Origin of the sequence: Yoonia vestfoldensis SKA53, from assembly GCF_000152785.1 — a bacterium.
Lineage (GTDB): Bacteria > Pseudomonadota > Alphaproteobacteria > Rhodobacterales > Rhodobacteraceae > Yoonia > Yoonia vestfoldensis_A.
Map to the genome: position 1 here is coordinate 2,381,294 of NZ_CH672414.1, position 18,466 is coordinate 2,399,759.

An 18,466-nucleotide genomic window follows, 5' to 3' on the forward strand; every position below is an offset into this window, starting at 1 on the left:
TTCATGATCCGGTCACGCGGCGGGTGCCAGTGCAAAGTGATAGCGCTAACTGAAACTCACAGCACGTAGCGGCTGACATCCACCGAACGCGACAATTCCCCAAGATGCTTTTCCACGAAATCGGCGTCGACGGCGATTTCTTCGCCGCCACGGTCGGGCGCGTTAAATGACAAATCCTCGAACACGCGTTCCATGACGGTATAAAGCCTGCGTGCGCCGATGTTTTCCACGGCTTCGTTGACGTCAGCGGCGATCTTGGCCAGTGCCTTGATCCCATCTTCGGTGAAAGTAACGGTCACCTGTTCGGTCTGCATCAGCGCGGAATATTGCAAGGTTAGCGCATTGTCGGTTTCCGTCAGGATGCGCACGAAATCGCCTTCTGTCAGGGCGCGCAATTCCACGCGGATCGGCAAACGGCCTTGCAATTCGGGCAACAGGTCGGACGGTTTTGCAACATGGAACGCGCCGGATGCGATGAACAGGATATGGTCGGTCTTGATCGGCCCATGTTTGGTCGACACGGTCGTCCCTTCGATCAGCGGCAGCAGGTCGCGCTGCACGCCTTCGCGGGATACATCGGCACCGCGCGCGTCGGCACGGGCGCAGACCTTGTCGATCTCGTCCAGAAACACGATGCCGGATTGTTCGACCGCCTCCAATGCGGCCTTGGTGACGGTTTCATCGTCGAGCAGTTTGTCCGCCTCGTCCGCGATCAGCGCGTCATAGCTGTCGGCAACCGTCATGCGTTTCTTGACTGTGCGTCCGCCCATCGCCTTGCCGAATAGATCGCCCAAGTTCATCATGCCGCCCGGCTGTCCGGGAATCTCGAATCCGCCCATCGGGTTGGTAGTGTCGGTCAGCTCCAGTTCGATCACGGTGCTGTCCAATTCGCCTGACTTCAGCTTGCGGCGAAACATCTCGCGCGTGCCTTCGCGTGCGTCAGTGCCGGCGACAGCGGTGATGACACGTTCCTCGGCAGCTTCGCGGGCTTTGGTGCGCACGTCTTCGCGCATATGTTCGCGGGTGTCCAGAATGGCGGTATCGACCAGATCTCGGATGATCTGTTCCACGTCGCGGCCGACATAGCCGACCTCGGTGAATTTGGTCGCCTCGACCTTGATGAACGGTGCGCGCGCCAGTTTTGCCAAGCGGCGCGAGATTTCGGTTTTCCCGACACCGGTGGGACCGATCATCAGGATATTCTTGGGGTACACCTCGTCGCGCAGGTCATCGCCCAATTGTTTGCGCCGCCAACGGTTGCGCAATGCGACAGCAACGGCGCGCTTTGCCTCGGCCTGTCCAATGATGAAACGGTCCAATTCGGATACAATTTCGCGGGGGGTCAGGTCTGTCATGTCAGTCCTTGGCTAAAAGAAGGGGGAAGTTTGTGCAGTGGAACGAAGCCCGGCATCAGCCGCAAGATGCGGGCGCGGATACGTTCCCAGAACGCACCCAGCAGCAGCAGGATAATTCCGAGCATCAGCACGGTCAGCGCCGCGCCGTCACCGTCCAGCACCGTGCCTGCCAGCACGACGATATACCCGATTGCGGCAATCAGGAATGACCGCCGGTCAATGACGATGGCCACGATGGCGAACAGTGTCAGGACAGCCACCAGAATGATGTTGGACCCTGCGGTATCTTGATCCAGCAGAGACAAAGCGACCGTGTTTACCAATGCCGGTGCCGCAACGACATGCAGCCAGAATCCGTTGGCCGACCGGCGCGTGACACGGTGTGGATCGCTCATGTCGAATGCCATCGCTACGGCAAAAACAAGCAGACCCAGCGCCAGTGTGATCCATGCAAAAGGCCCACCCGCCGACAACAAGAACAGGTCACTGATCCCTGCGATCCGTCCACCCCTGCTGGCGGCGAAAATGATCGCAACGACGAACAGCCCGACCGCGATCATCGCCATGGCAAACGGTACGCGGAACCGCCACCAATAGGCCGCAAGTGCGAGGGTGGCGAGGAATAGTGGAAACGGCACGCTAGCATAATCGCCTTGCGCGATCATGAAAGGTTCCGACATAACGGCGATGAACCCGAATGCTTCATTGGCGGCAAACATCACCGACAGCGCGATGGCGGGTGCCACCATGCGCCGTTTGCGAATGAAATATTCCGACAGCAGCCACAAAAATGCGGTCCCCGCCAGTGACACGCCCAAAGCGTAATCCTGCAAATTCACGATCCGGTCACCAAGCGCGAGCGTGACCACACCCCACCAGCCTGACGATAGGATCAGCAGGCCGATCACGATGAAAACCTCGTTAAATCCTTTGAACAATTCGAAAGGTTCGTAACCGGCGCGCAACGCCGCGCGTGCGCCACGGCGGCTGTCGGCAAGGCTGATCAGCCCTGCGGCTTGCCTTTCCGACAAAAGCCCGCTGCCGACGGCAGCTTTCAGATCGTCGCGGTCGATCATCCGATACTTTCTACCGTCAGTTTGCCATTGGTATAAACACAGATATCCGCCGCAATCGCCATGGCGCGGCGGGCGATCTCCTCTGCGGATAGGTCGCTGTCCATCAATGCGCGCCCCGCGGCCAAGGCGTAATTGCCGCCTGACCCGATGGCGGTGACATCATGTTCGGGTTCCAGAACATCACCCGCGCCGGTGATGACCAACAGGTCTTTGCCGTCGCTGACGATCAGCATCGCTTCGAGCTTTTGCAGGTATTTGTCGGTGCGCCAGTCCTTGGCCAGCTCGACCGAGGCGCGCGCCAACTGGCCGGGCGTCGCCTCCAGCTTTTTTTCCAGCCGTTCCAGAAGGGTGAATGCATCGGCGGTTGATCCGGCAAAGCCGCAGATCACATCCTGCCCGCCCGGTGACAGGCGGCGCACCTTGCGCGCGGTGCCCTTGATCACGGTCTGCCCAAGCGAGACCTGCCCGTCACCCGCGATCACCACCTTGCCATCCTTGCGCACCCCGATGATCGTGGTGCCGTGCCAGCCGGGAAAGTTGTCTTGTGCCATCGTCACCATCTCCATATCGGTTGTGGTTATATGGCGGCAGCGCACGGGGCAAACAACCCCGCCATCTTGCCGTCGTTACAACCCAAGGCTAGCGTCATCGCATGAGTATCACCAGTAAAGTTACGTTTTACCTGCACCCCAAGCTGCGCAAGCAAGCCAAAGAGGGGAACCACAATTTCATCGCGTTGATTGGCAAAGTGCTGACCAATGCCGGACTTACCGTCGCCTTTGACAGTGACGACACCCTTGCACGGCTGCGTGCGCTGGCCCGGCCGGGGCGCGGGATCTTTCTGATGGACCCGCCTGTCAACAACCGCAGCCTGACACTGCGCCAGACCTATATCACCCCGTTCTGGCATATCGAAAAACAGGCGGAACGCTGGGACTGGCCTGTCGCGCATACGCCCTTCGATCCGGCAATGGTCGATCCCAAAAAGGCTGCCAATTTTCAACGGTTCTGGCAAAACCGCCTGTTCGGTGACACGATCCATGTGCCGCGCAAGGACGGTTTTGTCTTTGTGCCGTTGCAAGGGCGCTTGATGGAACAGCGGTCGTTCCAGTACTGCAGCCCGATCGACATGATCCGCACCGTCCTGCGGCATGATCCTGTCCGCCCTGTTATCGCCACGCTGCACCCGTCTGAAACCTATCAGCGCGATGAAGAACGCGCCCTGGAACAGCTGCTGGCGGAAAATGACCGGCTTTATATCCGCAAGGGCGACCCTGACAGGTACCTGCGCACCTGCGATTACATCGTTTCGCAGAATTCCGGCGTCGCGCTTCAGGGGTTCTTTTTCAATAAGCCTGCGATCCTGTTCGGACGGTCCGATTTTCACCATATCGCGCTGAATGTGGCCGACACCGAAGCACAGGCCGCGTTTGGTGCAGTGACCCGACACGCGCCCGATTTTGCAGCCTATCTCTATTGGTTCTTGCAAATGCAGGCGATCAACGCAGGCAGGCCAGAGGCGCAAGACCGGATTGCACAGGTCTTGCGCGGCCATGGCTGGCCTGTCTAGGGGTTAGATCGACTCTTCGATCCAGCCCTGGATCGCGGCTTTGGGAGCAGCGCCCGCCTTGTTGGCGACGACCTGACCGTTCTTGAACACGAACAGCGCGGGAATGCCGCGCACGCCCATCTGTGCAGGCGAGTTGGGGTTGTCGTCCACGTTGACTTTGACGATTTTCACCTTGCCGGCCATCTCGTTGGATAATTCTTCCAAAGCGGGGCCGATCTGTTTGCAAGGGCCACACCATTCCGCCCAGAAATCTACGACGACGGGGATATCGGACTGGCGCACTTCGGCGTCAAAGGTTGCGTCTGTTACTGCTACGGTGGCCATTGGGATGCTCCTTGGCGAAATTCATTGGAAGGCGAAGGTATGAACGCAGGCCGGAATGGTCAAGCCGTGGCAAGACCTGTCATCGTTTCGTGAAGCAGGGTCTCAGGCAAATCCATCAATTGCGCCTTTGCTGTCCACAAGATTGCGACCGTGATCTGGCGGTCCGGGAACACCTGCCGCAGCGCCGCGCAATAGACGGCCTGCTGGCGCAACACGCCGAGCGGCGTATGTGCGGGCTGGTCCGGCACGATACGGTTGGTCTTGTAATCTACCGCCAACACGGTCGTCGGGGTCAGGATCAGACGGTCAATTGTGCCATGGATGCGGCCAAGATCTGGCAGATCGGCGGTAATCGGCACTTCTGTCAGAGCATCGTCGTTCCATAGATGCGCAAGCGCGGGCTGGTCCAGCAGCTGGATCACGCTGTCCGTCAGGGCTGTGTCGGTCGGTACCAAGGCATATCCCAGCGCCGCCCTGTCGGCAGGGGTGGCGCGCGGCAGATGTTCCAGCAGCAGGTGGATCAGCGTGCCGCGTTCCTTGGCATCCGCGTCGTCCTCCGCGATATCGCCTGGCAGCACTTTGGCGCCCAGCAATTCTGAAGGAGAAATCGTCTTGGCGCGCGCAATGTCAGGCAGTGGGCCAAACTCTGGCACGATCACGTCGGGTGCAGTAACCGCGTCCTTTGGCACCAGATCGAGCCCGTTCCAATCCAGATGTGCCACGCGCTGCACCTGCAGATCGCCCGACATCGCGGCTCCGGCCTGCCGTTTCTTCATCCCTGCGGCGACGATGTTGTACCAGCTTTCCATCCCTTCGCCGACATCGCCAGAGGCCCCGATGATCAGCCATTTTTCCGCCCGCGTCATCGCGACATACAGCAGGCGCAGGCGTTCTTCGTCCTGTTTGGCCAAGACAGCATCGCGCAGCGTGACCATCGACGCGGGCGTTGCGGCGCTGATTGTTTTCCAGATCACACAATCGGGCGCGGGCAGGATTTCGCCTTTGAAGTCCTTTTTTCGCGTCATTGTTTCGGGCAAGATCACGATGGGTGCTTCCAGCCCCTTGGCGCCATGGACGGTCATCACCCGGATCTTGTCGCCCTGGCTGTCCATCTGGCGTTTGACCTCCAGATCATCGGTCTGCATCCAGGTCAGGAACCCGGTCAGGCTGGGCACGCCAGTCTGTTCATAGGCCAACGCCTGCGACAACAGCGCGTCGATGCCATCCTCGGCCTCTGGCCCCAACCGGGCGAGCAGCTTGCGCCGCCCGTCGTGGCGGGTCAGGATGCGGGCTATCAGGTCATAGGGGCGCAGGAAATCGGCCTTGCCACGCAGGTCGTTCAAGACCGCAAGTGTTTCATGATGCGCCGATTTGCGCAGGGCTTCCCACAGGAATTTCTTGTCACCGCGATGGTGCGCCAGCGTGAAAAGATCCTGTTCCGACCAGCCGAACAGGGGCGAGCGCAAGGCAGCGGCCAGCGACAGATCATCCTCGGCCAGTGCCAGAAACGATAAAAGCGCCGCCAGATCCTTGACCGCCAGTTCGGCGCCCACGCGCAAACGGTCGGCACCGGCGATGTTCAGCCCTGCGGCCTTGCAGGCGCGGATAATCTCGGCGAACAGGTCCGACCGGCGCTGCACAAGGATCAGGACATCCCCCGCCGTGATCCTGCGGCGTTTGTAGGTGCCGGTATTGCCGTCTTCCACAGGGATGGTTTCATGCGCGATCATATGACTGATCTGGTCCGCAATGCGCTGGGCCATCTGCACATGATGGTCGGCATCGCCGGGCTGATCAACGGGTTGATACCAGGGGCGGTTATCCTCGGTCTTGGCGGCTTCGATTACGGGCCACAGATCGACACGCCCCGGCATCCGGTCCTTGAACGCGATATGGGTCAGCGCGTCATCCATCCCCGCGGCCTGATCGCCGGTGAACGTGGCATCAACGACTGACAGGACCGCCTGCGACGACCGGAATGAATGGTCAAGCGATGTAGCCTCGAAAGGTTTGCCAATTGCTTTGTGCGCTGCGCGAAAATGCGCCTTCATCTTGTCAAAGGCGGCGGGATCGGCCCCTTGGAACGAATAGATTGATTGTTTTTTGTCGCCTACGACGAACACCGTGCGTTCGCGGTTGGGCCGCGACCCCGCGCCGGTCGCAAATTCCTGTGTCAGCGTTTCGACCACATCCCATTGGGCGGGGCTGGTGTCCTGCGCTTCGTCCACCAGCACATGATCAATGCCACCATCCAGCCGGAATAGGACCCATTGCGCCACTGCCGGATCGGTCAGTAGCGCGCGCGCCTTGCTGATCAGATCGTCGAAATCAAGCGACCCCATCGCCAGCTTGCGCGCCTCGTACGCGGGCACGAAAGCGCGGCCAAAAGCATAAAGCGCAAGGGTCCGATCCAAGGCGGCCAGCGCCATCCGGTCCTGGCGCGCGCCTGCGACCAGTTCCATCAGGATGTCGATATCCGCGATGAGTTCGGGGTGGGCTTCGCGCAGGGCCTTGGTGGGAAAGCTGCCGATCTTGGGGCCAAAGGGGTCTTTGGCACTGTCCCCGAACAAAAACACGCCTTCCAGCAGTTGCAGGTCCGACAGCCGTGCTGTGCCATCGGCAGCGACCGCACGCAGTTTTTCGGCAGCCTTGCGATCTGTGACGCTGCCGGTGGCACAGATCTGCTGCAACTGGCGTAGCGCGGCGATGGCATCGGCATCCAGAACCCGCAAAACCAGCGTTTGCACTGTCATCGCCGGATCAAGGTGGAGTGTCCGGCAGATGTCGGATCGTTGCGTATCTTTTGGGAAAGCGTCCTTGTGGCGCGCGACCTCGGCTGTCAGTTTGGCCAGACTATCGCCGCTGAAATGATGCAGCATCTTGTGTACGACACCTGATGCATCGCCTTGCACCAACTGGTCCATCACATCAGCGCGCAGCAATTGCGCGGCGCGGTCTTCCATTTCGCGAAACTGGGGGCTGACCCCGGCTTCCAGCGGGAAACGGCGCAGCACACCGGCGCAGAACGAATGGATTGTCTGGATTTTCAAACCACCCGGCGTCTCGATCGCACGGGCGAACAAGGTACGCGCAGCGCGCAGCTGGTCTGCGTCGATGGATCGGTCCACGCCAAGGCCCCGCAGATCGGCGCGCAGGGAATCATCCTGCATCATCGCCCACGCACCCAACCGCTTGAACAGGCGGTTCTGCATTTCGGCGGCGGCGGCCTTGGTATAGGTCAGGCACAGGATGTTTTGCGGCGACACATCCTCTAGCAGCAAACGCGCGACGCGGTCGGTCAACACGCGGGTCTTGCCGGACCCCGCATTGGCAGCCAGCCATGTGGATATCTGCGGATTGGCGGCATCGACCTGCCGCTGGGTTGCAGCGTCACGGATCATGTCAGCACCTGCGGTTGCGCGGGATCGCTGCTGTCCCATTCGCCAAAGCGGGACAGATGGTCATAGCTGCCCACGTCTTTCTTGGAAAATAACGCATAGCGAGCGGTATAGCCGCTGTCAGCCCGCCGCCAATGTTCGAAAAGTGCTGTCAGTTCGGCCATGGTCGTGTCGGTCGGATTGTCACTGATCGGTGCAAGGACGGTCTTTGCATCGGGCTTGATGCTGACAAATTGTGCATCGTCAACCTGCACCGGACCAACACCTTCAAAACCACCGCGTTCTACCATCGCCACCTCTAGCAACAGTTGTTTGTCGAACTTTTCCTGCTGCGGTTTGGTTGGCATGGTGCCGGTCTTGTAATCATACAGGATCGCCGTGCCGCTGGGCGTCAGGTCGATCCGGTCGGCCTTGCAGGTCAGTGTCACCTCGACATCAGGGATCAAAAGCTTGCCTTCTTGCTCGACCAGACGTGTGTCTGACAGGGCATGCCGGCCCACCTCGGCCTTGCAGAATGCATCTGCAGCCAGCGCAAAGCGTGCCATCCATTGCGCGCGATGCGTGGGCCATGGGCATTTTTCGGTGAAATGCCGCGTGGCGATAGCCAGCAAGGCGTCCAGATCATCAGGCGCATGGTTTTGCCTGACAAACTCCTCAAGTATGCCGTGGATGATCACCCCGCGTAGCGGGGCATCGGCGCTGGGCGTCAGCGGGTCCAGCGGGTCCAGCCGCAGCACTTTGCGCGCATAGATCGCATAGGGGTCGCGGATCAGCGTCTTGATCTGCGTGACGGAAAACCGGTTTGGCCGTGCCGCGACAGGCGGGCAGGGCGCTGGGCGTTTCACTTTTGCGACATCAGCCCCGGGGGCGGATAGTTTTGCTGCCATCGCCAGCCACGCCGCACCGCGCGCTTGCATACGGTCCAACGCCTCTGGCCCGTTCTGGTCTGGCAAACCGCCCAAAAGGTTCGTAAGCCGGTTGAGCCAGCGCGACGGGATGGTTTCGGCGTCAGATGACCGTTTGGCGCGGGTAATCCAGACCTCGCGGCCGGCCACGGCCTGCTGGTAATCATGCGCTGACAGCCCCACGCGGCGTTCTGGCAGCAACAGCCCCGCCTGCGCGCGCATCATCCGGTTTAACCAGGGGTCGGGGGCGGGCGCCTCTGGCCAGACGCCATCATTCATGCCGCCAAGGATGGTCAGATCAGCGCCTTGTACGCGCGCCTCTAGCGTGCCCCAGATCAAGATCTGTGGATGGCCTGCATCACGGTCGCGCACCACGCCCGCCGACAGGATCTTGCCGAACAAAGCCGCATAATCGCGGGGCGACATGACGCCACCGGCACCGGCATGGGTGCGCAGATCGGTGCAGATGCGCTGTGCCTCACGGCCCGCCGCTTCGTCCCAAAGACCGCCGGCACCGGGCAGGGCGGGACCGGCGCAAAACGATTCTGCCAACGTCAGATGCGCGTCCAGATGGTCGGTCAGATGTTTGTCGCCCACGGTATCAAGGCCTGTGACCAGCTCCGCCACCCATTGCGCCCAAGGCTGGCGATCTGCGCGTGTGCTTGCCCATCCTAGCAGCGTGTCCGCCGTCGGGAACGGTGGCCCATACTTGCGCAGGTCCAGTTCCAGATCATGCGTCATGCGCAGGTGATCACCGCGGTCGGCGTTGTCCGAATGGCACAGCGGGTGCTTGAGCAGGGTCAGCAACGCCTCGCCCGTCAATTGCGTGCCGAACAGGTCTGCCACATGCCGCAAAAACCGCCCCGGTGGCGACAGTTGCAAGGGCGTGCCTGCGCTGTCGTCAGGTTTGATGTCCCACCGGTCCAAGGCGGCGGTCACCTGCCGCGTCAGCATCCGGTCAGGCGAGATCAGCGCGGCGGTGATCCCGTCCTGCACCGCTTGGCGCAGGCGCAGCGCGATGGCCTCTGCTTCGGCGCGCGGGGATGCGGCCTCTAGCAAGGTTAGCCCTTCGGTCGCGGCGATCAGACAGCCCAGGTCGGGGCCTTCTTGCAACCACTGGTTTGTGACGGGTGCAGGCCGCAGCGACAGCGACACCAGGCGGTTGCGCGCGGGGCGTTGTGGCGCAAGGTCGGACCAGCGGGCCACATCGGCAGGGCCAAAACCGATCAGGTCCATCAACCGTTTGAACCGGTATTGCGGATGACCCTCATGCGTCAGCCCGTCATCCATCGCGGACCAGACGGTATCCGGCAGGTCGGTGTCATAGCCCGGTAGCACGATCGCCCCTTGCGGCAGTTTCGCCACCGCCTGCATGAACAGCGCCGTCGCCCCGCGCGACCCGGTGGACCCTGCCACGATCACGGGATGATCGGGGGGCGCGTCCGCCCAGCGCGCGGCTAGTGTTTCGATCACCAGCCTTTGGCGGGCCTCTGTATCGGGCTGGGTGGTGGTGTCGAAAAACTGCGCAATGATCGTCAGGAATTTCTGCGCGCGCGCCCAATGGCCAGACTGATCGCTGACATCAAGTTTGGCAATGGCATCGGGGCTGACCCCTTCACCCTGCATTTCATCCATCAAGCTGGCCAGACTGTCTGACAGATCATAAAGTGCCGCACGCGGGGCCAGATCGGGTTCGCTTTGCAGCAGCTGCGCAACCAGTTGCGACAGTTCCAGACGGCGCTGCAAAGGTGCTATGGCAGGTGGTACATCTTTCGAGATGGGGTCCCGGGCAAGGTCCGTTACCAGCCGGATGCGCGGCAACAGCAGTGCAGGCCCGTCATCGAACATCGCACGGATGCGACGCTGCATACGGGCGGTGTTGACGTAGATCTCCACCCGCGCGAAATCCTCTGGTGGCATATGCTGCGCGCGCGCCATCAGCCCCGTGACAAGGCCCTTGGCATAATCAACACCGCAGGGTTCGCAAAAAATGCGGGGGGTGGTGGTTGGGTCAAACATGCAGCATCGCCTCTGCCAGCGGGATGCTGGATGGTTGCCCGACATCGCACCATTGCCCGTCATAAACCACGCCATAAAGCCCGCCACGTGCGGCCATCGCATCCCAGATCAGGTTCAGCGAAAAGACATCCTGCCCGACATCACCCAACGTCTCGGTACGGATGATCTGCACGCCGGTATATATTGCGTCTGGCGCGCGGTGCAGCCTGCCGTCCGCATCACGGGCGAAATCGCCCGCGCCTTTGTGCCCGTGGACGCGGTCGCGCGGCACGATCAGCAACAGCGCTTCCATCGCGTCGTGCCAGGCGGCGGTCAATTGCGCAATCGGGTTTGGCCCGCGCCAGACCGCGTCACTGTTCATCGTGATCACCGGACCTGTGCCCAGCAATGGCAGCGCGTTGCGTAAGCCGCCGCCGGTTTCGCGCAGCTGGTCGGTTTCGTCGGAAAACATGATGTTCCTGCCTGCCAGATGCGTGCGCAGCATGGGAGCATGGTAATGCAGGTTCACGACCTTTGCACCGATCTGTGGCAAGTCAGTCAGCGCCAGCGCATGGTCGATCAGCGGTTTGCCTGCGACCTGTACCAGCGGCTTGGGCCGGTCCTTGACCAGATCGCCCATGCGGGTGCCCAGCCCCGCCGCGAACAAAAGCACAGGAAACTTCATCGTTGCAACCTTGCCAGTAGAGCTGTGTCTGGTGCTGGTAGCATGTCAGATACTGCCGCGCGCAGATCGGATAGCGCGGGATGCGCGAGGTCTTTTTGCAACTGCGCCCAGACGCGCGGGATCATCGGGATGTAGCGGGTTTTGCCCATTTCGACAGCTAGCCGCGCAAAGACGCCCAGGATTCGCAGGTTCCGCTGCGCACCCAAACAGGCCAGTTGCGCGGGGAAATCCGCGCCTGCGCCGGTCTCTGCCATGAAATGCGCGACCATCGCGGCGCAGATATCATCCGGCACATCGCGCCTTGCGTCACGCAGCAGCGACGCCAGATCATAGCCCAAAGGTGCGACAAAGGCGTCCTGAAAATCGAGCAACCCGACGCGGGCAAGACCCACCAGTTCAGGCCGCCAGATCAGGTTTTCTGCATGGTAATCGCGCAGCGCCAATGTATCAGGCTGTGGGGCCAGCGCCTGCATCGTTTTGGTCACGGCGGCAACAAGATCAGGCAGGGGGCGCTGGGCGTAATGGGTGCCGGTGATCGCCACCATTTCTCCTGCAACCTGTGGTGTCAGCCGTGTCAGCGCAGGAGGTGGCAGCTTGGCCAGATGGATCAGCACATCGGTGCTGGCGCGATAGACCGGCAGCGCCTCGGTCGGGTGTTGGTCGAGCCATTGCGCCACGCTGTCGCGGCCAAGGTCGGACAACAGCAGCAACCCCGCCTGGCTGTCCTGCGCCAGTATCGCGGGCGGGTGCAGCCCAGCACTGACCAGACAGTGCGCAATGTCGATAAAAGGCGCAATATTCTCGCCCGTCTCGGGTGGTGCGTCCATCAGGATCACGGTCTTGGTCCCGTCGGTCAGCCGCAGATAGCGCCGGCTGGACGCATCGGCTGCGATGACCTGCCGTGTCCAGCGTTCATGCCCGGTGCGTGACAGGAAACCGGTGATGGCAGGGTCACGGTCAGACATGCAGGTCTGCCAGACGATCCTGCCAAGCAAGCGGCGCGTCGAAGGTTACAAGGTGATCAGTCGCACGCGCCGCGAAAGTCAGGGTCAGCGCATCTAGCGGCGTATCATGCCCCAACCTGTCAGGCCATTCAATCAGGCAGATCGCGGTCTGGAACGCCTCGTCCAAACCAAGCTCCAGCACTTCGGACGGGTCGGTCAGGCGATACAGATCGCAGTGCCAGATGTCGCCATCCGGTGCGTCATAGGTCTGGACCAGTGTGAAGGTTGGGGATGGCACATCCTCCATCCGGTTCAGGCGGGCGCGGATCACGCCGCGCGCAAAGGCAGATTTTCCCGCACCGATGGGACCCTGCAACAGGATCGTATCACCGGGGCGCAACAATGCGGCCATCGCTGCGGCAAAACGATTGGTCGCCGCTTCATCGGCAAGGCTGATCTGGCGGGCTGTGGCGGTCATGGACGGACTCTATGGTCTGTGCCACCACCTGCAAGTCCAAATCAGCGTTTCAGCGCGCGGATCGCGGGATCGGTCTGGGTCAGTTTGCGCAAAACAGGCAGGTGCCGCGGAGCCAGCGAGAAACGCACCATCGTCATGCCGCCGGCAATCGGTGTCGCCTGACAGCGCAGCATCCGGCCATCCGCCAAGAGCGCATCATCAGACCAAGTTTCGCGCGGTCCTGCCTGATGGATAAAGTGGTGCAAGTCGGTCCAGTCTGTGGTGGGCGCGCAATAGGCATGCCATCTGGCGATTTCGGATGTTGCAGCGCGATGTTCCAACCCTGGATCTGCCACCATCCCCCACAGCGATGCATACGCACGGTTATACATCACCAGCGTCCCGGCTACAGTGAACACTGCGATCCCGTCTGACAGCGCGTCCAGTACGGCCTGTCCTGTTTCAATATCGGACCGGAACCGGCGGGTCAGGGACAGATCGGCGGTGACATCCTCGAACAGAAAGGCAAAGGCGCCGTTGGGATGCGGCCGACCTGTCACGCGAAAGGCTTGCCCGTCAGGTAGGTTCCACATCTCTCGGTAGGTGCCGTTCTTGGCAGCCGCTTCAACGGCGGTGAATTGATCGCGCCAAGACGCATAATCCTTGGGTTCGGGCAGGATGCGGGTTTCGCGCAGCCGGTCCAGCACGGTATCAATTGTCGGGCGTGTGCTTAGAAATTCGAACCCCAGCCGTGTCATATCCAGCAGCGCGGGGTTGAATGTTACCAACCGGCGCTGTTTATCAAAAATCGCAAGCCCGATCGACAATTCAGCAAATGTCTTGCCAAGGGTCTGAACAAAACTCTGGCGGTCTTGGTCTGCGCGGACGGCGATGCTTGTGTCGGTGGCAAAATGTAGCGTTGACCCACCCTGTTGCACCGATAGCACGTCGAACCATTGGTTGGTCTCTTTGCCCGCCGTTGGAAAGGCAATCCGGCGGGTGCCATTTGTCGCGCCCGCCTCGAATGCCGATCTCTGCGCCACCATCTCGTCGTGTGTCATGTCGTGTTTTGCCCAGAAATCTGCATGGGCTTGATTAGACCATGTCACCTTTCCGTCGCCATCTGTGCGCCATATCAATTGCGGCGTATGCCGCAGCACATCGCGCAACAAAGCCAGTTCGCCGGCTTGCTGGCTGGTCGCGAAGGGGACTGGTGCTGCGCCATCCGCCTCGGTCGGTAACGCGCCGCAGACGGCCACGCGCAACTGGCCAAGCGGCCAGTCCACCTCGATCCACATGGTATCGTACTGACGATGCCCGATCCTGCACGGCTTTTGTTCGGTGGTGTCAAGATACCCGGCCAGACCAGGAAATTCTGGGTCAAGGACATGGATCATCGCATCACGTTCGGGAATCAGGTTGAACGGTGCGATCATCTGCTGGGCGTCCTGCGTCGTGTCGATCAACTGATCGCCATGAAACAGGAACACCGGCCCTGACGGCGCCATCACAGGCTCTGGATCAACCGCCGCCGCGCGGGTGGTTATGTGCCATTGCGATCGAAGTCCGACGACGATCGCCAGAACGGCGATGGTCAAGAGAATCAGCGACATCATGCAGCAATCCTTGCCAGTTCACGCCAAGACCCTCACCCAGCAAAGTTAATCGCCGGTTAAGTGTCAGGCAGAATCATGGCCAGGGTCTGATCGGTACATTCTGCCCCAGCGCAGTGGCATTACCCTTGGGATCGGATGCCAGCTTTTCGCGTGGCCAGACGACTTCAACGATCGCGCCACCCGTGGCCTGCCCTGTCCAGCTGGCATGGCCATGTCTGCGGCTGTTGGCAAAGGTCAGTTGTGCGCCGGATCGTTCAAGCAGCGTCTTGGCGATGAACAGTCCCAGCCCCATGCCTTCGTATCCGGGGCGGCGATAGCCGTCTTCGGCCAGCCTGCGCCGCCTTACATAAGGATCGCCGATGCGCCCGATCACAGATTGTGGAAAACCGCTGCCATCGTCTGATATGCGGATGCTGATCGCGCTGTCGGACCATGTCATTTCGATCCAGACTTCGCTTTGGGAAAAGTCGACGGCGTTCTGGATCAGGTTGCGCAGGCCGTGGATGATTTCGGGCCTGCGGTTGATAACCGGTTGGGTCTGGCTTGCGCCTTGCTCGGGGGCGATCTCAAACGTGACCATCTTGCCACGGCTCAGATGTGGCTCTGCCGCTTCGCGCACCACGGTTTCCAAGGGCGCCTGCCGCAAATGCAGGTCATCCTTGCCGACGCGTCCCATCGAATGCAGGATGTCGCGGCATCTGTCGGCTTGCGTCCGGATCAGGATGGCGTCCTCAAGCAGTTCGGGGTGGTTTTCCAATTCTTCCATCAGTTCGGTGCTGACCAGTTTGATCGTCGCCAGCGGCGTGCCCAGCTCATGCGCAGCGGCGGCGACGACACCGCCCAGATCTGTCAACTTCTGTTCGCGCGCCAGTGCCAACTGCGTGGCAAGCAGGGCTTCGCCCATGGCGTGCATCTCGGTTGTGACCTGGCGCGCATAGATCGCCAGAAAGACGACACCGATCACAAGGGCCAGCCAGAACCCGAACTGGAACAACATGGGCAAGGCCAATGGGCGCCCATCAGGCATGAGCAATGGCATGTGAGAATTGGTGATCAACGTGATCAGCAAGATCGCGACAACGCCCAGAAATACCGTGCTGCGCAAGTGCAAAACCGTCGCGGCGATCGTGACAGGGGCCAGCAACAAAAGGGCGAAAGGATTGTTCATCCCCCCCGTCAGAAACAGCAGAACACCCAATTGCATCAGGTCAAAAAATAGCCACAGGGTGGCTTCGCGTTCGGACAATCGCTTGTTTTCGGGGCTGCTGTAGCGCGACAACAGATTGGCAAGTACCGCGCTGGCGATGACCAGCCCAACCATCCCGTACTGAAAATCCAGTTGATAAATGTTCGCTGCGACAATCGCAGCAATCGCCTGCCCCAACGCCGCGAACCAGCGCAGCGTGACCAGTGTGCGCAAACGCACCCAGTTGCTGCGTTCCTGATCTTGAAACATCTGGAATTCGGAAATTGACATCGGCAGCGCCTCTGCAGCTGAAAGTGTCGTGATAATGCCTGGCCGCGCTGCGATCAATGCGACCAATCGACGATCGGCCTGCCACCGTTGACTGGCTGGCCGCGCGGCCTACTTAATAGGCGGTAAGATCAAGGATGACACGCATGACGACCGATCCGTTGGACCTTGGCGACGATAAATCGCTGCTTTTGGTAGATGATGACGAAGCTTTTCTGAAACGTCTGGCCAAGGCCATGGAAAAGCGCGGGTTCGAGGTTGAAATGGCTGGGTCCGTTGCCGCAGGCAAGGCGATTGCCACGGCCCGACCACCCGCCTATGCCGTCGTTGATCTGCGGCTCGAGGATGGCAACGGGCTGGATGTGGTCGAGGTCTTGCGCGCCCGCCGCCCAGAAAGCCGGATCGTCGTGCTGACCGGTTATGGTGCGATCGCAACGGCCGTCGCAGCGGTCAAGATCGGGGCGACAGATTATCTGGCAAAACCAGCGGATGCGACCGATGTGACCAATGCGTTGCTGGCTCTGACCGATACCCTGCCGCCGCCGCCCGAAAACCCGATGAGCGCAGATCGCGTGAGGTGGGAACATATCCAGCGGGTTTACGAACTTTGCGACCGTAACGTGTCTGAAACCGCGCGGCGGCTTTCGATGCACAGGCGCACTTTGCAGCGTATATTGGCCAAGCGCAGCCCACGCTAGCTGTCCTTGCGGGACGTGTTTTGTCGCGCTAAAGCTCTCGGAAAAGGAGAGCCTTATGAAGTATTTGATGATTGCCGCGCTGTTGCTGCCCACCTCCGTGATTGCGCATGACTATACTGTCGGTGGCTTGCAGATCATCCACCCCGCAGCCGGGGCCACGGCGCCTGCGGCGCAGGCCGGTGCGGGATATTTCCAGATCGTGAACAAAGGCGACCAGCCCGACCGGCTGATCGGGGTGACTGCTGATTTCCCGCGTGTGATGATCCACACCACCCAGATGGACGGCGATATCGCACGCATGGTGCATCTTGATGCCGTCGACATTCCCGCAGGCGAAACTGTGACCTTTGCGCCCGGTGGATTGCATGTCATGTTCATGGGACTGAACGGCGATCCGTTCGAAACTGGCGAAAGCTTTGATGCCGTGCTTGTTTTTGAAACCGCAGGCGACGTGCCCGTGACGTTCCATGTCGAAGACATCAACGACCTGACCGACCATAACAATCACTGATTGTCGTCGGGTTCCCGGATCAACAGATCAAATTTGCGCAGTTTGACGTAAAGCGACTGGCGCGACAGGCCCAACATTTCTGCGGCCGCAACGCGGTTGTTCATGGTCAGCGCCACCGCTGTTTCGATACACATCTTTTCGACGACATTCGTCGTTTCGGCCACGATTTCCTTGAGCGTGGCACTGCCCACCAGTTCAACGACAGATCGCATGCTTTCGTCGTTGCTGGGCAACATTGCGCCACGGCTGGTATCGGCGTGGTTCGAATCGCGCATGACGAAGGCAAAGACAGAATGGGTGCCTGCGTGCAGTTTGGTGACTGAAATTTCCACCGACCGGGGGCTGCCGTATTGCCCGGCGATCCGTGTGGCGTAAATCCGCATCCGGCCTGCGCGCGTGGCGTTTTCAGTCATCACCTTCAGATCGACACTGCCGCGCTGCAGATAATCACCAAGGCTGCGCCCGCGCACATTGATGTCATGGGCCACGTCTATCAGGTCGAGGAAAGCATCGTTCGCGGACAGCACATCACCATTTTCCGACGCAAAAACAATGGCTTCTGGCCCACTCAGATACAGGTCCTGCATATTGCGGGCAAGATTATCCGCCTTAAGACTACTGTCATCGTCAGGCACGATCCGGCAGAGTAAAATGCGTTCGCCTGCTGCACGGAACAATGTCGGCGCAAGCTGGACCGCCTTGGATTTGCCGCGCAATTCTATCTTCATGCCATCTGCACGCTCTGAAATCGCAAGCGTGGTTAACGCCTCAACAAGATCGCCGCGCTTGCGGCTCTCGAAACAGCTCATCAGCGGATCGCCGATCAGGTCGTCGCGCGATCTGTCCAGCAATGTCGTGGCGGCGGCATTTGCTTCGGTTATTTCACCGCTTTGGACAGATACAAACAGCACGGGTTCGGCCATGCTGCCCAGCAGCACACGAAACCGCGTGTCGAATTCGCGCTGCACCTCGTAATCGCGTTCCAGCGCGAGTTGCGCCTTGATCAACTGCTGCTGCATTTCGGAAATCGCACGCAGGTCACGGCCCAGCATCAACACGGCCCCATTGGGCGCGATCCGGTGAAAGCTATAACGGACAGGCGAATCCCAATCGCTGACGTCACGCGAATGGTTCAATTCGACCGGGCGCACATCGGCCCTGCCGTCCAGAAACTCCGCTAACCGGCTTTCGAATTTTGGCAGACTATCGGCAGCCAGCGAATCGCGGATATCCTTGCCCTCCCAATGTTCAAGCACCAGAAACGAACGATGGTTCGGGTTGACGATGACCGATAGCACTAGGCCTTCTTCGGAAATCACGATGGCCAGATCGGCCACATCAGCGATAATATCGCCCAATATTTCGGGTGCAATCAGGGGAATTGCGCCGCTTTTCCAGAATTTCGCACCACGCGAGGTCATCGTAAATTTCCTTCGGGCAGCGTCTTTGGCATGA

General features: G+C 60.4%; 15 protein-coding genes. 3 read left to right on the plus strand and 12 right to left on the minus strand.

The genetic code is table 11. The annotated features are described in order from the left end of the window. Positions 1–56: 56 nt before the first annotated feature. Genes hslU through hslV form a run of 3 tightly spaced genes read right to left on the minus strand, consistent with a single transcriptional unit; the run spans position 57 to position 2,982 of the window. A complete protein-coding gene (gene hslU / locus SKA53_RS11555) occupies positions 57–1,355 on the minus strand; it encodes an ATP-dependent protease ATPase subunit HslU (protein ID WP_007206330.1) in 1,299 nt (432 codons plus the stop codon). Further along, entirely contained in the window at positions 1,352–2,431 is a 1,080-nt protein-coding gene (locus tag SKA53_RS11560; RefSeq protein ID WP_007206331.1) for a hypothetical protein, read from the minus strand. The genes hslU and SKA53_RS11560 overlap by 4 nt, the downstream gene beginning before the upstream one ends. Then, positions 2,428–2,982 (minus strand): ATP-dependent protease subunit HslV, encoded by a 555-nt coding sequence (gene hslV / locus SKA53_RS11565; RefSeq protein WP_040483280.1) that lies wholly within the window; start codon positions 2,980–2,982, stop codon positions 2,428–2,430. The genes SKA53_RS11560 and hslV overlap by 4 nt, the downstream gene beginning before the upstream one ends. Positions 2,983–3,083: 101 nt before the next feature. Here hslV and SKA53_RS11570 point away from each other — a divergent pair, with 101 nt between their 5' ends. Next, positions 3,084–4,001 (plus strand): hypothetical protein, encoded by a 918-nt coding sequence (locus SKA53_RS11570; protein WP_007206333.1) that lies wholly within the window; start codon positions 3,084–3,086, stop codon positions 3,999–4,001. 3 nt (positions 4,002–4,004) lie between these two features. Here the strand turns inward: SKA53_RS11570 and trxA are convergent, their stop codons facing one another. The 8 genes from trxA to regB form a co-directional block, all read right to left on the minus strand. Further along, on the minus strand, positions 4,005–4,325 hold the full coding sequence (trxA, locus tag SKA53_RS11575) for a thioredoxin (RefSeq protein ID WP_007206334.1): 321 nt from the start codon (positions 4,323–4,325) through the stop codon (positions 4,005–4,007). 59 nt (positions 4,326–4,384) lie between these two features. Continuing rightward, positions 4,385–7,726 (minus strand): double-strand break repair helicase AddA, encoded by a 3,342-nt coding sequence (gene addA / locus SKA53_RS11580; RefSeq protein WP_007206335.1) that lies wholly within the window; start codon positions 7,724–7,726, stop codon positions 4,385–4,387. Then, positions 7,723–10,647, minus strand: a complete 2,925-nt coding sequence (gene addB, locus SKA53_RS11585; RefSeq protein ID WP_007206336.1) for a double-strand break repair protein AddB — start codon at positions 10,645–10,647, stop codon at positions 7,723–7,725. The genes addA and addB overlap by 4 nt, the downstream gene beginning before the upstream one ends. Continuing rightward, positions 10,640–11,311 (minus strand): nucleotidyltransferase family protein, encoded by a 672-nt coding sequence (locus SKA53_RS11590; RefSeq protein WP_007206337.1) that lies wholly within the window; start codon positions 11,309–11,311, stop codon positions 10,640–10,642. The genes addB and SKA53_RS11590 overlap by 8 nt, the downstream gene beginning before the upstream one ends. Continuing rightward, entirely contained in the window at positions 11,308–12,276 is a 969-nt protein-coding gene (locus SKA53_RS11595; protein WP_007206338.1) for an aminoglycoside phosphotransferase family protein, read from the minus strand. Before SKA53_RS11595 ends, SKA53_RS11590 begins: the two co-directional genes overlap by 4 nt. Next, complete coding sequence (tsaE, locus tag SKA53_RS11600) at positions 12,269–12,733, minus strand: tRNA (adenosine(37)-N6)-threonylcarbamoyltransferase complex ATPase subunit type 1 TsaE (protein ID WP_007206339.1); 465 nt, start codon at positions 12,731–12,733, stop codon at positions 12,269–12,271. The genes SKA53_RS11595 and tsaE overlap by 8 nt, the downstream gene beginning before the upstream one ends. Positions 12,734–12,774: 41 nt before the next feature. Then, a complete protein-coding gene (locus SKA53_RS11605) occupies positions 12,775–14,328 on the minus strand; it encodes a PAS-domain containing protein (protein ID WP_007206340.1) in 1,554 nt (517 codons plus the stop codon). Between the two features lie 73 nt (positions 14,329–14,401). Continuing rightward, a complete protein-coding gene (gene regB / locus SKA53_RS11610; protein ID WP_040483281.1) occupies positions 14,402–15,805 on the minus strand; it encodes a sensor histidine kinase RegB in 1,404 nt (467 codons plus the stop codon). Positions 15,806–15,948: 143 nt separating this feature from the next. Here regB and SKA53_RS11615 point away from each other — a divergent pair, with 143 nt between their 5' ends. Beyond that, positions 15,949–16,500 (plus strand): ActR/PrrA/RegA family redox response regulator transcription factor, encoded by a 552-nt coding sequence (locus SKA53_RS11615; RefSeq protein WP_040482963.1) that lies wholly within the window; start codon positions 15,949–15,951, stop codon positions 16,498–16,500. A gap of 55 nt (positions 16,501–16,555) precedes the next feature. Continuing rightward, positions 16,556–17,011, plus strand: coding sequence for a copper chaperone PCu(A)C (locus SKA53_RS11620; protein ID WP_007206343.1), 456 nt, complete (start codon positions 16,556–16,558; stop codon positions 17,009–17,011). On the opposite strand, the gene ppsR is transcribed toward SKA53_RS11620, so the two are convergent. Further along, complete coding sequence (ppsR, locus tag SKA53_RS11625) at positions 17,005–18,432, minus strand: transcriptional regulator PpsR (RefSeq protein ID WP_007206344.1); 1,428 nt, start codon at positions 18,430–18,432, stop codon at positions 17,005–17,007. The two genes, SKA53_RS11620 and ppsR, sit on opposite strands and share 7 nt — an antisense overlap. Positions 18,433–18,466: the final 34 nt, after the last annotated feature.